The sequence below is a fragment of the Parabacteroides gordonii MS-1 = DSM 23371 genome (assembly GCF_000969825.1).
GTDB classification, from domain to species: Bacteria; Bacteroidota; Bacteroidia; order Bacteroidales; family Tannerellaceae; genus Parabacteroides; species Parabacteroides gordonii.
Genome location: NZ_KQ033919.1, coordinates 604916 through 619982, shown reverse-complemented (window position 1 = coordinate 619982; position 15067 = coordinate 604916). Strand labels below are relative to the sequence as shown.

13 protein-coding genes are annotated in these 15067 nt (G+C 39.9%); 1 reads left to right on the top strand and 12 read right to left on the bottom strand.

Annotated elements, in window-relative coordinates:
* Positions 1–5: 5 nt before the first annotated feature.
* The 4 genes from HMPREF1536_RS02435 to feoB all read right to left on the bottom strand — a co-directional run bounded on the left by HMPREF1536_RS02435 (position 6) and on the right by feoB (position 6229).
* Complete coding sequence (locus tag HMPREF1536_RS02435) at positions 6–971, bottom strand: NAD-dependent epimerase/dehydratase family protein (RefSeq protein WP_028728558.1); 966 nt, start codon at positions 969–971, stop codon at positions 6–8.
* A gap of 2 nt (positions 972–973) precedes the next feature.
* A complete protein-coding gene (locus HMPREF1536_RS02430; protein WP_028728557.1) occupies positions 974–2101 on the bottom strand; it encodes a glycosyltransferase in 1128 nt (375 codons plus the stop codon).
* Between the two features lie 132 nt (positions 2102–2233).
* Positions 2234–3466 carry a metallophosphoesterase family protein gene (locus tag HMPREF1536_RS02425; protein WP_028728556.1) on the bottom strand — a complete coding sequence of 411 codons (1233 nt, stop codon included), beginning with the start codon at positions 3464–3466 and terminating at the stop codon, positions 2234–2236.
* Between the two features lie 279 nt (positions 3467–3745).
* Positions 3746–6229 carry a ferrous iron transport protein B gene (gene feoB / locus HMPREF1536_RS02420; protein ID WP_028728555.1) on the bottom strand — a complete coding sequence of 828 codons (2484 nt, stop codon included), beginning with the start codon at positions 6227–6229 and terminating at the stop codon, positions 3746–3748.
* Between the two features lie 150 nt (positions 6230–6379).
* Here feoB and HMPREF1536_RS26950 point away from each other — a divergent pair, with 150 nt between their 5' ends.
* Positions 6380–6799 carry a 2-amino-4-hydroxy-6-hydroxymethyldihydropteridine diphosphokinase gene (locus tag HMPREF1536_RS26950; RefSeq protein ID WP_046148857.1) on the top strand — a complete coding sequence of 140 codons (420 nt, stop codon included), beginning with the start codon at positions 6380–6382 and terminating at the stop codon, positions 6797–6799.
* Here the strand turns inward: HMPREF1536_RS26950 and HMPREF1536_RS02415 are convergent.
* The 8 genes from HMPREF1536_RS02415 to bcp form a co-directional block, all read right to left on the bottom strand.
* A complete protein-coding gene (locus HMPREF1536_RS02415) occupies positions 6728–7738 on the bottom strand; it encodes a class I SAM-dependent methyltransferase (protein ID WP_028728554.1) in 1011 nt (336 codons plus the stop codon). The two genes, HMPREF1536_RS26950 and HMPREF1536_RS02415, sit on opposite strands and share 72 nt — an antisense overlap.
* A complete protein-coding gene (locus HMPREF1536_RS02410) occupies positions 7725–8855 on the bottom strand; it encodes a glycosyltransferase (RefSeq protein WP_028728553.1) in 1131 nt (376 codons plus the stop codon). Before HMPREF1536_RS02410 ends, HMPREF1536_RS02415 begins: the two co-directional genes overlap by 14 nt.
* Positions 8848–10095 (bottom strand): glycosyltransferase, encoded by a 1248-nt coding sequence (locus HMPREF1536_RS02405; RefSeq protein ID WP_028728552.1) that lies wholly within the window; start codon positions 10093–10095, stop codon positions 8848–8850. Before HMPREF1536_RS02405 ends, HMPREF1536_RS02410 begins: the two co-directional genes overlap by 8 nt.
* On the bottom strand, positions 10092–11177 hold the full coding sequence (wecB, locus tag HMPREF1536_RS02400) for a non-hydrolyzing UDP-N-acetylglucosamine 2-epimerase (protein ID WP_028728551.1): 1086 nt from the start codon (positions 11175–11177) through the stop codon (positions 10092–10094). The genes HMPREF1536_RS02405 and wecB overlap by 4 nt, the downstream gene beginning before the upstream one ends.
* Complete coding sequence (locus HMPREF1536_RS02395; protein WP_028728550.1) at positions 11174–12475, bottom strand: UDP-2,3-diacetamido-2,3-dideoxy-alpha-D-glucuronate deacetylase VimE; 1302 nt, start codon at positions 12473–12475, stop codon at positions 11174–11176. Before HMPREF1536_RS02395 ends, wecB begins: the two co-directional genes overlap by 4 nt.
* Positions 12472–13425 carry a GNAT family N-acetyltransferase gene (locus HMPREF1536_RS02390; protein WP_028728549.1) on the bottom strand — a complete coding sequence of 318 codons (954 nt, stop codon included), beginning with the start codon at positions 13423–13425 and terminating at the stop codon, positions 12472–12474. The genes HMPREF1536_RS02395 and HMPREF1536_RS02390 overlap by 4 nt, the downstream gene beginning before the upstream one ends.
* Before the next feature lie 118 nt (positions 13426–13543).
* On the bottom strand, positions 13544–14602 hold the full coding sequence (gene recA / locus HMPREF1536_RS02385) for a recombinase RecA (RefSeq protein WP_028728548.1): 1059 nt from the start codon (positions 14600–14602) through the stop codon (positions 13544–13546).
* Between the two features lie 5 nt (positions 14603–14607).
* Positions 14608–15066: a thioredoxin-dependent thiol peroxidase gene (gene bcp / locus HMPREF1536_RS02380; protein WP_028728547.1), complete on the bottom strand. Its 459-nt coding sequence runs from the start codon at positions 15064–15066 to the stop codon at positions 14608–14610.
* Position 15067: the final 1 nt, after the last annotated feature.

Genomic DNA, 15067 nt, shown 5'->3' with positions numbered 1-15067 from the left:
AAATCTTATTTGTTATTTTTAATCCATTCAATGGTAGTTTTACTCCCATTTATACGATTAACTGGTAATACTGGAGCTATTTGTCGAATAAGCTCCAAATTATGAATATTATCTGTTGTCATATTTTTTAATCTAAAACTAGTCATAGGGAATACAATACCCATCTTCTTTAGAATATCTCCAAACTTTCCTGCAATATAAAATAGACAAAATGGAATCTTAGGAATTTTTATTCCTGCTATTTGGGCTATTTCATTTGCCCACTCTGTAATGTCGTAAGGTTCATAATCTCCGAGATAATAAACTTTTTTGTTTACACTTTCTTTATCAGCGCTGATTATGGATCGTATTTGGTATATAGTATTATCTATATAGCCATAAGTTTTCTTGCATGCTCTTTCCCCCATGTGAAAATAAGAATGGGAGAGCACAATTTTGAAAAACTTATTATAAGGTTCTCCAAAATAAGGTCCCCATATTGATGTAGGTCGAATGATGGACCAAGTGTAAGTTGATGGATTTTTATCTTTTATAATCTTTTCTGTAATAACTTTACTCTTACCATATATAGTATGTGGAGAGTAGTCTTCAAAGTTTGAAGGTTTATATCCGGGGCGGCAAACATACATTGATGATGTAAAGATGACTTGCTGGACAGAAGTAATGAGCTCTAATGCACTAAGTAAATTGTTTACACCAATAATATTTGCATTATAATCATCCAGACTTTTCCCATTTAAATCAGTTCGTGCTGCTAAATGAATGACTTTATTAGGTTGATATTCTGTTATAACTTTTATTACTTGTTCCTTATCACAGATGTCAACTTTTTTCCATACTGATTCATGCTCTTTAATTTTAGGAGCTTGTTTGTCAATATTTAACAGTGTTATATCCTCTTCTTGTAATAAGGAGGATACAAGGTGTGTTCCGATGAATCCACTTCCTCCTGTTATTAAAAACTTGGTCATATTTAATTACTTTTTTTTAGATACAAACGACTGTATGCTGTTTGATAACTTTGTGACATTTTTTTTGCTGTATACAATTTTTCAAATATACATTTAATTTCAGAACTAGCACTGTTTATATCTACAGATTGAATGATCTTATTTATTTTGATTTTTAAGTCTTCTGGATTTTTATTGTCAAATATGAACCCAACGGTTTGATTCATTTTAGATAGAATCTCGTTGTGGGATGGTATATCCGACAATAACAAGGGGAGACCGATTGTCATACTTTCCAATAGAGTATTGGCTAGTCCTTCAACATCAGATGCCGATATGTAATAATCAGATGCAATTAAATAATCGTATACATTCGTTTTAAATCCGGGGAAAACAATATTCTCATTTTCATATTTGCGTAAGTCTTCCCATAGCGGACCGTTTCCTAACATGATCAGACCTATCTCAGGATCTTTTAGTTGATGAAAGGCTTCTACCAAAATCTGAGGATTTTTCTCAAATGAAAAACGGCCTATGAAAATGAAATATTTAATATTGTCTTTCAATCCTAAATTATTTCGTATTACCTTTTTTTGTTCATTATTGTTTTCCCATACGGGCAATGAACAGCCATTGGGGATACTCATTATTTCCCTGTGTTTATTTTTTTTATATAGTTCGCTTATGCTGTCAGCGCAAGCAATAGGCAAATCTACTCTATGAGTAAAATAATGATTTAGCATATTAACAATGCATCCTTTTAATTTACCATATAATATTTCCTGCTGTAAACCTGGATAAATATGAATAGTGTAGGCGCATTTATACTTTTTGGGTAAGAAATACGATAGATAGAGTGATCTAGGGCAATGAGTATGTATTATATGAGGGTCAATCTTTATAACCATTGCTTTTAGAGTGTTGAACATTTTTCTTATTCCAACAGCATGTTCGTCTGTGATTTGATAAATGGCAATTGGTAATTTTCTAAAATCATTGATACGGGTATTCTCTTTTTCAGGAATCAATGTAATAATAGATACTTCAAATTTTGAAAAATCCATATATTGGATAATATTATACATAACATTTACAGGCCCTTCGTTGCATAGAGAAGAAACGATAAAACAGATTCGTATTGTACTATTCATTGTTGTTTACGGTTTGATATGTAAGAGAATGAACAAAGATACTATTTATTTCGGAAAAGAGTATGACTATTCAGTCTCTTTCTAGTAGAGAGCGGTTTAGCTAAAAGCGCACAATGGTTTTAGTTCTCTTTTTTAATAGGGAATACATTGTATATCTGAATAATCAGTTTTGTCACTTGGTTGATATGCTCCAAAGAATGTCATATAAATATTTCTTTCTTGGGTATCGATCGCATATATACAGAAACTATTGCTTGTCAGGCTGTTTTCTTCGCGTATTACCCGATTGTATACTCTTCCGGCTTCACTAGGAGCTTGATTGGTGCATAGAATCATTTTTTGAGGTAATAAATTATGGTTTCGGTTTTCAAGTTCTTTAATGTTGAAATGTGCAGTACAATGATCATGTCCTCCTAAATAGCAGACAAATTCGCCTTTAGTAGTAGTAAAATTGAAATCAACATGAATATCTTTTCCTGCAGATATTTTGTTTTTGAATGATTTTTTTACTGTTGTGCGGCTTCGATAAGCTTCAATGATCTCCGGTATCATATTCCATGGGTGTACAAAGTCGCCGTCGCATAAGTAGGTTTTAGCATCCGGTGAATATTTTTGAAAAGGGTAATGTTCCAATATAATAATGTTATGCTTATCTGTCATATTTTCTTTTAAAGCAATATTCCCGAGCCAGTCTATTTGTTCTTGGGAAAAATAAGCATAAAACATTGTATTGTATTCGTTTGACGGTTGATCTAACATATCTAAAGAAATAAAACGAAAAAATCCTCCTTGCGGATTTTTAACGTCTGCGTAATAATAATTTCGACCAGTGTGATTTTTGAACAAAATGCTGTTTATTTCCTTTCTACTTAAAAAATCGTTTGGAAATTGCTTTATTATGTTTGAGTCATGGTTGCCTGTACATAGAAAAGATGGGACGTTATTGTTTGCTGAGTAATATTTCATGAATGATTTAAGAAAAAGAATGGCATTTCCTTTTTTCTCATTGGAAATAAAGTCTCCTGTGGCCACTATTGCATTGATTTTTAATTGAGATTGATTTGCGAATTTTACAGATTCTATTAAGTTCTCAGGATATATATAGTTGTTGCTTGTAGATATGGAGGACAAATGTGAGTCTGAAATATGAACAATTTTAAATCGCTCATACTCTTGTGTAGTATCATTATACATGATGGAATGAACTCTTTTTATCGCATCGTTATTGTTTTGTATATAGAAATAAGCATTTGTACTACTTCGTAATAGTTTAGGTGGCAAATCTTTCTCTTGATCACCACAGCCTGTAAATATGAATAAATAGATCATGCTATTGCAGACCAGTTTAAATAATGTGTTTTTCATAAAATATTTTATTACTCTATCCTTGGCTTCAAATAGATTATGCATTTTCCAATACGAAGATATTGTAAATAATCAACTTGAACAATAATATTCTTTATTATTTAAACGAATGGTTTGCATTGTGTTTTTGATTTTTTAGTAAACATCCTTTACACCCAATACAAGATACATTGGATTTGGGTAGATCAATACATCTCTTATAAATTTTCCATCCTGCATACAGAACGGTGGTAATACCTATGATAATAATAGCTATTTCCTGCCACATAAAGAATCCTCCTAATTTATCAAATTAATAACCAAGCTCCCTGTCTGATAAACCACAAACGAAACTCCCCAAGCCAGCACACACGTATAAATAACTACAAATATACCCCATTTCCATGAACCAGATTCATTCACGATAGCCGATATTGTAGCTATACAAGGGAAGTAAATGAGAACGAAAAGCATCAGGCTCAAGGCGATAAGTGGAGTAAATACCGGATTGCCCTCAGCATCCAGATCTTGTTTCAGGCGTTCGGATAAAGTCTGGCTATCTTCTTCTTCGCCCGTGTATAATACGCTAAGCGTACTTACAACAACTTCTTTTGCCGCCATACCCGTGAGTAGACTTACACTCATTTTCCAGTCAAATCCCAACGGATTGAGTACGGGTTGTATTGTCTGGCCAATCATTCCGATATAAGAACTCTTTTGGTGTTCCATATTCTTCAGACGTTCCAGTTCTGCAACAGTATCAGTCTTTTCTGCAGAATCCAGTTCTGCATTCTCCACTTCCGCTATTTGCTTATCGAATACATCTCCTATTTCTGTGTTACGAGGAAAATATCCCAGGAACCAGATAATAATAGAAGCAACTAAGATGACACCTCCCATTTTGTGAAGATACTGTTTCGCTTTCTCCCACATGTGGATCATGATCGCTTTAGCAGTAGGCATGCGATAGGGAGGAAGCTCCATTACAAACGGAACATCTTCTTCATTGAACAGAAAACGTTTGAACAGCCGGGCCATAATAACAGCCAGGATAATTCCGGTTACATATAGTGCAAGCAACACGAAACTTGCATTATTCGGGAAAAAAGCTGCGGTCAATAAAACATATACCGGCAGACGGGCACTACAACTCATCAGCGGATTAACCAGCATCGTAATCATCCGGCTATTACGGCTTTCGATTGTACGAGACGCCATAATCGCCGGCACATTACAACCGAATCCCATTACCAATGGAATGAATGATTTTCCATGAAGTCCCATTTTGTGCATGATCTTATCCATGATAAAAGCCGCACGTGCCATATATCCGGAATCTTCCATAAAAGAAATAAACAGATATAATATGAGGATATTAGGCAAGAAAACGATTACACCACCGACTCCGCCAATGATACCGTCTACCAAAAGATCCTTTAAGGGGCCTTCACTCATGTGTGAACGAACGAAATTACCAATTAAGCCCACTAAATCTTCAATCCACCCCATCGGATACTCTCCCAAGCGGAATGTTGCTTCGAACATTATCCACATAAATAAGATGAAGATGGGGAAGCCCAGTACTTTATGAGTGACAAACAAGTCGATGATCTGGGTACTGGTAGCTTCTTTTATTTTGTTTTGTTCGAACGTTTCCCGTAGGGCTCCGGATATAAATCCATAGCGCGCATTTGTGAATGCCGTTTCGCAGTCTTCGAGTAATAACTCTTCGATTTGAGTCACATTGCGATCACGTTCCTGAAGGATTATTTCAGCACACGGCAATGTTTCTATGAAATTTTCAATCTCAGGATCACCTTCCAGTAACTTGATGGAGAGGTAACGTTTTGAAAGACTCTTTGCGATATTTGCATTCTCCTTAATCGCTTTGCGAACGTTTGTAATACCTTTTTCCAACACCTCTCCATAGTTTATATGGATATGCCGGATTACCGGATCTTCTTCTTCATAAACTTTGATGACCCGCTTAAAAAGATCTTCGATACCGAAACCACTTCTACTTACCGTGGGAACGATCGGAGTTCCGATCATGCGTGATAAAGAATCGTAATCAAATTTATTGCCTTGCCGCTCCAGTTCATCGTACATATTCAAAGCAATGACAGAACGGACATCCATATCGATAAGCTGGCAAGTCAGATATAAATTTCTTTCCAGGTTGGATGCATCTATAACGTTGATGACTACATCCGGCTGTTCCTCGCTAAGATGTTTACGAACGTACAGTTCTTCCGGTGTATATGCTGATAAAGAATAGGTTCCGGGTAAGTCTACAATCCGGAAAGTATAGCCATCCTGTTGGAATGTACCTTCTTTGGCATCAACCGTAACCCCGCTGTAGTTGCCTACATGCTCATGAGCTCCGGAAGCAAAGTTGAACAAGGATGTTTTTCCACAATTCGGGTTACCAACCAATGCCACATTGATTGTTTTTCCTTTATTGATGGCGATTGCCCGTAAATCTTCGGTGGAAGGAGAAATATAAGAATCTGCAGGACGTTTTTCTATTTCCTGCGAGGCCTGCACTTTGGCATATTCAGCTGCACTGATCACTTCTATCATTGCGGCATCGTTGCGGCGTAATGAAACATCATAACCCATTACCCGATAATGAATAGGGTCTTTAAGTGGGGCATTTTGTATAACGTCCACCTCTTTACCTCTGATAAATCCCATCTCGATAATGCGTTTGCGGAAAGCTCCGCGTCCCATTACCTTAACAATAACACCTTTTTCGCCTGTGTGAAGCTCTGATAATCTCATCTTCTTAAATTCTTGTGCAAAGGTAAAAGTAAAAGCTTGTATAACCAATACCTAAAAATAGGTATTCAACGCGGTGCGTAATATAATTTGTTATTTTTTTATAGCTTTGTAATTCAAAAAAGGAAGATTACCGGAAGTAGTAAAACAAGTATGTTGAATAAAGTGATATTATGTCTCGGTTCAAATCGGGATAAAGAAAGGAATATAGAGTTGGCAGATCAGCTTTTGCGTGATCATTTTGTTTCAATATACTTTTCTGAGGCGGTCTATACCGAACCAATGGATATGCGCAATCCTTCTCTTTTTTTGAATCAGGTGGCTATTGCTTTTACTTCGGAAGAGCCGGATCAGTTAATAGCTATATTCAAGCAGATAGAAAAAAAACTGGGGCGTGCGCCTGAAGATAAACAAAAAGAAAATATTCTTATGGATATCGATTTGTTGCAATGGAATGATCGCGTACTGAAACCTTACGATCTTCAACGTCCGTATATTCAATCAGCTCTCAGGGCGTTGTTTGATGCAGGACAAGAAAATGAAAGGAGCGATCAGAAAACCAACTTTGCCTGACAGGCGGATCAGTAGGTTTATACTTTTACATATAATCGAACTGACTACGCTTCTTCTGTCCGAATTATAAAAACCTTTATCAACTTTCAAAGAGTAATTGTAAGGACTTATCAATGAATGATAATCATTGATTGGAAGAATCCGTTCCGTCCAGTTTCCGCTTGCCGGATCACAGGTATTATGTTTGTCTTTTAATATCGGTAGTTTATTGGTTTTGATCGCTTTGTCTATATCCGGATAGATGAGCCCACGGGTTTGAAGAGTCCATTTCTCTATTTCATCAGTGGCAAGATGCGGATAGTTCTTTTCGATATATGTTTTCCTTAAGGTATAATAGTTAGGGATTTCAACTGTTCCTGTCTCACTACTATCCATCAATTTATGTAAACGACGTTTTACATACGGATTGAAGGGAGTGGAAGCGGTGGTGAAGATCATTTGTATTTTCCGGTTCAGACCGAAAAGATCTCTGAAGAAAACTTCCAGATCATAAACATGTTCAATCAAATCTGTAGCAATTAATAAATCCGGTTGAACGTTATTTTTATTGCACCAGCCGGCAAGCGTATCTGAATTACCGTGTAAGATAATATCCGGCCCAATGCCTGTCTCTTTCTTTAATACCTGAATCGTTTCTACCGATTTAGGATTAAGATCAAGATAAATAACTTTGCCGACTCCGGTTGATTTGGCGAGGATGCTGAGAAATCCGCTTCCTCCTCCGTAGTCAACCAAAATTGCATTTTCAGGAGAACAATTAATGATATTGAAGCCTTTTGACAGGCAGGCACTATAGATCTTCATATAATAATCCATCGCCGGCTTCAGATTGCTTATATACTGTTTGTTATAGTCGCTGATAGGAAGTTGATCATAGTCAATTTCCTGCAAACGTGCTGATAACGAACGGGCAATATGTGATAAGTCATGCTTTTTCATAGATCATTTTATAAAGTCGTTCCCCTTGTTGATGGTTGGAATAAGTAGGGAACAGAAATTCTTTTCTTTTCTCAATTAACTCCTGGGTCATAGGCTGCTTCATTAAACTGTTACAGGTCTTTATCATTTCTTCCGGAGTGTTGGCTATATGGCACAAAGGATCCAATCCGCTGCCTGTAACCATTTTCTGGTTTACGATTGTATATCTGCCGCCAAAGAGACTGTTCAGTAATTTAAGTTTTAAGCCTGTGTCCTGGAATGTAATCAGCATGTGGATCTGAGCTTCGTGAGTCAGGTAATCCATACGTTCGTCGGATGGGTTTGCTTCTATTGTGATGTTGGAATAGGGAGCCGCCGCTTCCAGTAGAGCGGATGGCGGGTTCATTCCGGCGATGATACAAGGACAATCCAGCTTACAGAATACATTCTTTATCAGGAACAAAGCCGCCTGTGAATTCTCCGTTACAGATAATTTCCCATGATACAAAACGAAATCAGACGATCCCGTTTTTACTGATATCTGATCATTGATGTGGAAGCTCGGCATATATTCCACTTTCTTATCAGGGAATATTTTACGCAGATAATCTGTATCGGTAACAGAAACAACAATCATCAGGTCTGCATGTTTTAATATATCCTGATATCGTTCGAAGCGCCAGGCTTCTACCAGAAAAAAATACTTCTTGATCAGATTGGTTTCCGCTTTGGCTAAGTGACGGTAATAGTCATGTTCGATATTACTTTCTCTGTATATCTTCATCCGTCCCTGCAATTGCGGGTGATTTATATAGTAGCAGGAATGTAGGCCGTCAAATAATATAGGATAATCATTCTGCAAAAGATTTTTCAGCAGCTCCGGATCTTTCCTGCTGAATACATTGTATGGCAATAAAGTAACATTCGCCAATAATCCGGTCTTTCGCTTATAATAGTAAACCTTTTCGCATAAAGCTTCCAGTTCTTTGGAGCGGGGACGTTCATATTCAAAACAGTGCAGGATGATCTTTACACCACATCTGTGTAGAGCCAACATTTTATAATAAACATCGATCACTCCGCCATAATTGGCCGGCCAGGGAATATTGAATGCAACTATATTGATATATTTATCCATGAGTTTTTATCTTTTCGAATATATGTATGAATTGTTTTGCCTGCTCTTCGCGCGAAAAACGAAGTAACTTACTTTTGTCTATCGGCGAAGATGTATACCCTTTCTCTTTCCATTCTTTATAATAAGATTTCAGGAAACGGCAAACCTCTTTTGTATTGGTTGCTGCAAGCCCGGCATTGGTATCATGGATAGCCGCTGCCAGATGGCTTTCGTCGCTTCGGACACAAAGTATCGGTTTCTCTACAGCCAGCGATTCAAAGAACTTCGTGGTCATGATCCCTTTAGGTCCGGTTCCTTCAGCCCTGTTGGTCAGTAGCAATAGGACAGAACTATTATTTAATATGGATGGGATCTCGGATGCCGGTACGTATCCTTTGAAATCCATATATGATAAGACTCCATATTTTTTAGCTTCTTCAGTGATGATTTTCCGGGAAGCTTCATCTACATACCAATAGACCCGGCAATCTTTTTCTGTAAAAAACTTCTCTGCAGATAGGGTCGCCAATGCATCCAACAACAGGCTGGGATCGCGCATTGCGGTGCTGAGTAACCTGCCCGTATAAGTAATGATAAATTGATCGGTCGTTTTTTGTTCCGGATAAAACAATTCCGGATCGAAACCATTGTAGATCAGTTCTACTTTCGGATTATATTGTTTTAAAACAGCCACATGCCAGGGGGAAATAGTTGTTACATAACCGGCCTTTTCCAATACCCGGTTCCTGTCACGAAGGCTCTTCCGCTTAAAGATCGAAACAAACAGTTTGTTAAATCCGCAAAACGAAGGTAATGCATGAGAAATAAATTCATCACCTGTATACTGTTCAATAACATCCCTTAAATCAACCACTAGAGGCAGTTTATATTTCTCGGCAACCTTTTGTGCAGCCGGTAATGGGAAAGTTCGGAAACTACTACATAATATCAGGTCAAACTTATTTTCTTTAACCAGCTTCCGGGCCGCATTATACATGCGGATGTCTTTATAACCGAAACAAAGATCGAGTAAAAGCGTACTGATCCACTGGAGTTTTTTTACAACCGGATTCTTTGCCGTATAGTAATTAACATAAGTAACCCGGTCTTTTCCAGCGAGAAAAGTAAATGTTTTCTCATCGACGGCTTCCGTCAGAATGACCGGTTTCCAACCATGAAGCTTAAGATACTTACATAAGTACCCCATACGCGGGCCAAAAGCTGGCGGAAAAAGGTCGCAGATGATTAGTACTTTCTTCATAACAAACCAATGATTTTATCTGAAGCATTGCCGGTTCCGTATTCCGGGATTTCTATCCGGGCAGGTTCGTTCTCCAGACAATGCAGAATATCCTGTTTTTTATATCCGGCGATCTGGTTCCATCCGGCTTCGACAGTCTCCACCCATTCTGTTTCATCCCGTAAAGTAATACAGGGAGTATGATGGAAATAAGCTTCTTTCTGTACGCCGCCTGAGTCTGTCAGGATTGTGGCGGCATGTTTCTCCAGCATCACCATATCTAAAAAGCTGATCGGTGGAATGATGCTGATACTTTCCTGCTTTTCCAGTGGGGAAAGCATTTTATATTTTTCCAGGCAATTCCGTGTACGGGGATGCAGGGGAAGGATAGTTGGGAAAGACGGAGACGAAATCTCTGTCAATGCGTCGATTATCTCGGATATGCGTTCCCTGTTATCTGTATTTTCAGCCCGATGAACGGTACAAAGCCTGAATTGTTTACTGTTAAGATGTTGCTGGGATAGTATCTGCGATGACTTATCAGCCAGCTTACCGAACAACAGGGCTGCATCATACATCACATCACCGACATGATGCACGCCTTGCTGTATATTTTCATTTGCCAGATGCTTAACGGCCGCAAAAGTCGGACAGCAAAGCAAAGTTGCCATATGATCCGTTAAAATACGGTTGATCTCTTCCGGCATCTGTTTGTTGAAACTGCGTAAACCCGCTTCCACATGGATGACCGGTATATGAAGTTTAGACGCAGCCAACGCTCCGGCTAATGTAGAATTGGTATCACCATATACCAGCACATAGTCAGGAAGTGTATCGAGTAATATCTTTTCGATCTCAATAAGCATGTGGCCGGTCATTTCCCCATGTGTCCCGTTTCCGCATTGCAGCTGCCAGGCCGGTTGAGGAATACCCATACTATTGAAAAAGATGTCGCTCATATTGGCATCGTAATGCTGTCCTGTGTGAAGAAGAAGCTCTTCAATAGGAGAAGTGTTATTTTTATTATGTTCCAGAATCGCCCGGCTTACCATAGCCGCCTTTACGAATTGAGGCCTGGCACCGACAATAGTAACAATTTTCATTTTCTTGCGAGTTCGTTTAATAAATGGCTGTAAAGCTTTCTTAAATAACTATCTGTGTTTTCCTGTGCACTGGTATTATGCCACAGAAGGGTTAACTCTCCACCGGCATTTTTCACCTGCTCGACTAAATTCATACTGTAGGTGAAAGCTTCATCCTGATTTAATCCCATATATTTTTTTTCTTCCAAAGAGCATTCCATCAATGTCAATGGATGGAGCCAGATAGAAGATAAACGGCGGTTGACGGGGTTGATCCATCGTACCGGATAACTGGTTCCTAACCTGAAACCGGCTATATCTGCGTATCCCATTGTAAAATCGTCTGTAATTCCAGCCGCTTCCAGTTGCGTCATATCCTCCGGTTCACGGCTGGCCAGGAAATGATGCCGGTTGCAGCGTATGCTCTTACCCACATTTTCTTCCAGTATTGTTTTCTCTTTCCCGATAAGGGTGGGAGTGATGCCTGCCTGGTAACTACTGTGTAACCCTATGGTCATACCATTGGATAGAACCGTTTGTATCAGTTGGCATATATCCTTGTTGCGTAAGCTGTAGTGAGGTTTATCCTGTTTGCATTTACCTCCGCTACGGACGAAAAGGATAGATTTGCATATCTCTTTCCCCACCTGATCCTGAAGTATTTTATTCTGTTGAAACATCCAGGGGAATGTGTAATACGGATCGTTTTCGACCGGGCCGCATTTTCCCCGGATGGATTTACTTAACCCTCTTCCGTCTTTGAGGGAACGGATGAAACCTTTCCAGGAACGGTAAAGAGTCGGTGCATCCAGATCGTGTGTCAGATAAATATGTTGTATCTGTTTTTTTATGTCAGGCACCCGAAGCCCGTACCGTTGCAACCAACTGCGTAATAAAAGCCTGTATTCGTCGACGATTGGCCGGTGAAGAAATCCTGCCCGGTAAGGTAAAGATTGTTTTCCGGGAAAACGCCCGTGCTCATCCCGTTCGTTCCGTTGGATAATTTCTTCGTAACGGGTAATGAGAAAGTATGTGCTTGCAACGATGTCAGCGTGAATGACCATCGTATCGCCTACCTGTTCTATTTGAGGAGTCCCGAACAGGAGAGGAGTCCCTTCTATTTCCTGCAACGGCAGTTTAGGTAGGGAAGCCGGCGTTCCGTATATATGATTGTTGAAGAAACCGGACGGAACGATCACTATACTGTAGCGGTCATACAATTTCCTGTTTGCCGTGTATCCGATAGCGGCAATCACCCTCCCGGAGATATCTTCCCCCAGAAGGAAACGTATTATATAATGTAAAGTGCGATCGTTCATTTCCATTTCGTTAACTTTAGCCAGGCTTTATATAATAAACTTAGATTTCCTTTGGTTATTGTGAAGAAAGGGGTTTGAATTGCCCCGAATTCACGAAAAAAGCGTTCAACACCAGGAATCATCGAGCCTTCGAAGTCGAATAGGTCTGTATATTGGGCGGTAAAACGGATGCCTTCCCATAAAATAAGGCTATGTGCACCCGATGCCCGTAATTCGGGATCACCTCCTCCGGCCAGGTAATAAGCGGAACTTTCCTGCCAGGCGATAAAAGCCACGGCGTGCAGATTCCCCTTGTCATCATAAGCTCCCCAAAGATCCCCCTGGTTGCGTTGCCGGCAGGCGACTATGATATTCTTCAGTATCTCAAGCTCTTTAGGAGCCGGTAATTGCTGGCGTTTAAATGTCAGAGCCTGAACTCTCAGGAAGTCATCGACAGGGATGCCTTTCTTTACAGTGATGTTATACTTTTCTTTTGCTTTTGTGATGTTCCGGCGGATATTAGAACTCATATTTTCCCATACAACTTGCTCGTCTTTGATATTCTTCAGCAGGTAAGTATAGCGGGTTGTCTGTTTATATCCTTCCCAGTAAAACGGTAACCAGTCTGTTATCCGGTAGTTGAAATGTTGCAGGAAATGAGGATATTTTTTCAGAGCGTTTGTAAACTCCTTGCAGATAGCCTGGTGTCTTCCCAACGTCCGGGTATATTTGGCATCCTGAGCTTCCGGGGCAAACCACGGGCCCATCGTCTGGGTGAAAGGGGGCATTGAAATAATCCCCCGGTGCGGAATATAGATTGGAAATGAGGCCTGTATTTTCTCTTTTTCTTCAACCAGCAAGACATCCCATAAGGTTTCGCCGCAAGCAGCATCCAACCACCAATCCCTCGAAAACAGAGGCAGGCTTGTTTCCTTACTACAAAGTTGGCGATATTTGTCTTTGTTAGTCATATTATAAGGTTAGAAAATAGTAAATCCCCGATATCTATGGTTTATATGAAGTGTGACGAAGACCGGGAAAAGGTCTTCGTCACACGTTACATACTACATAAAATTATATGTAAGAATATTATGCTTTTAAAGCTTCAAATATCAGACCCGACAGCTCTTCAGCCAATTCCGGGTTGTCATTAATCAGCTGTTTGGCAGCATCACGTCCTTGTCCCAGCTTTGTTTCATTGTAGCTGTACCATGAACCGCTTTTCTTGATGATGTTCAGTTCTGCTCCCAAGTCGACAATTTCACCTGCTTTAGAGATACCTTCGCCAAACATGATGTCGAACTCAGCCTTGCGGAAAGGTGGTGCCACTTTATTTTTCACCACTTTCACGCGAACCTGGTTACCTTTCATTTCGTCTCCGTCTTTCAACGTTCCGATCTTACGGATATCCAAACGTACGGAAGCATAGAACTTCAGCGCGTTACCACCAGTAGTCGTTTCCGGGTTTCCGAACATAACACCGATCTTATCACGCAACTGGTTGATAAAGATACAAGTCGTGTTCGTCTTATTGATCGTTCCGGTCAGCTTACGCAAAGCCTGAGACATCAAACGAGCTTGCAGACCCATTTTGCTGTCACCCATATCACCTTCAATTTCAGCTTTCGGTGTCAGGGCGGCAACAGAGTCGATCACGATAATGTCTACCGCAGAAGAACGGATCAGCTGTTCCGCAATTTCCAACGCTTGCTCACCATTGTCCGGTTGAGAGATCCAGAGGTTTTCTACATCCACACCTAACTTTTCAGCATAGAAACGGTCGAAAGCATGTTCCGCATCGATAAAAGCGGCGATACCGCCTTTTTTCTGTGCTTCAGCGATTGCATGGATTGCCAGCGTCGTCTTACCGGATGATTCCGGCCCGTATATTTCAATTACACGTCCTTTGGGATAACCGCCAACACCTAATGCAGCATTCAGGGCGATAGATCCGGTAGGGATTACTTCAATGTTCTCAATGCTTTCGTCACCCAGCTTCATGATAGAACCTTTTCCGTAGTTCTTTTCAATCTTATCCATTGCGGCGCGAAGCGCTTTCAACTTGTCGGCATTTACTGCCGGCTTACCGTCTGCTGCTTTTGCGTCCGGTGTTTTTCCTTCTTCAAATAAATTTTCTTCTTTTGCCATCCCTTTTATGAATTAAGGATTTGATTTGCATGGTCTTTAGTTTTCACCTCTTTCGGACCGATTATCTTCTCGATGATTCCATCTTCGTTGATAATAAAGGTGGTGCGAAGCGTCCCCATGTATGAACGTCCGTACAATTTCTTTTCGGCCCATACGCCAAATGCTTGTTGCAGGGCTGTGTCCGTGTCAGCGATCAGGTTGAAAGGCAGTTCCTGCTTGGCAATAAATCCCTGATGGGATTTTGCGCTGTCTTTACTCACCCCGACCACTTCGTAACCGGCTGCCTGTAATTCCTTGTAGCCGTCACGCAGGCTGCAAGCTTCCGCCGTACAGCCGCTGGTATTGTCTTTGGGGTAGAAGTAAAGTGCTAACTTCTTACCTTTAAAATCGCTGAGTTTTATTTCATTTCCGTTCTGATCGAGCCCCAATACTTCGGGCGCTTTGTCTCCTACTTGTAATGCCATA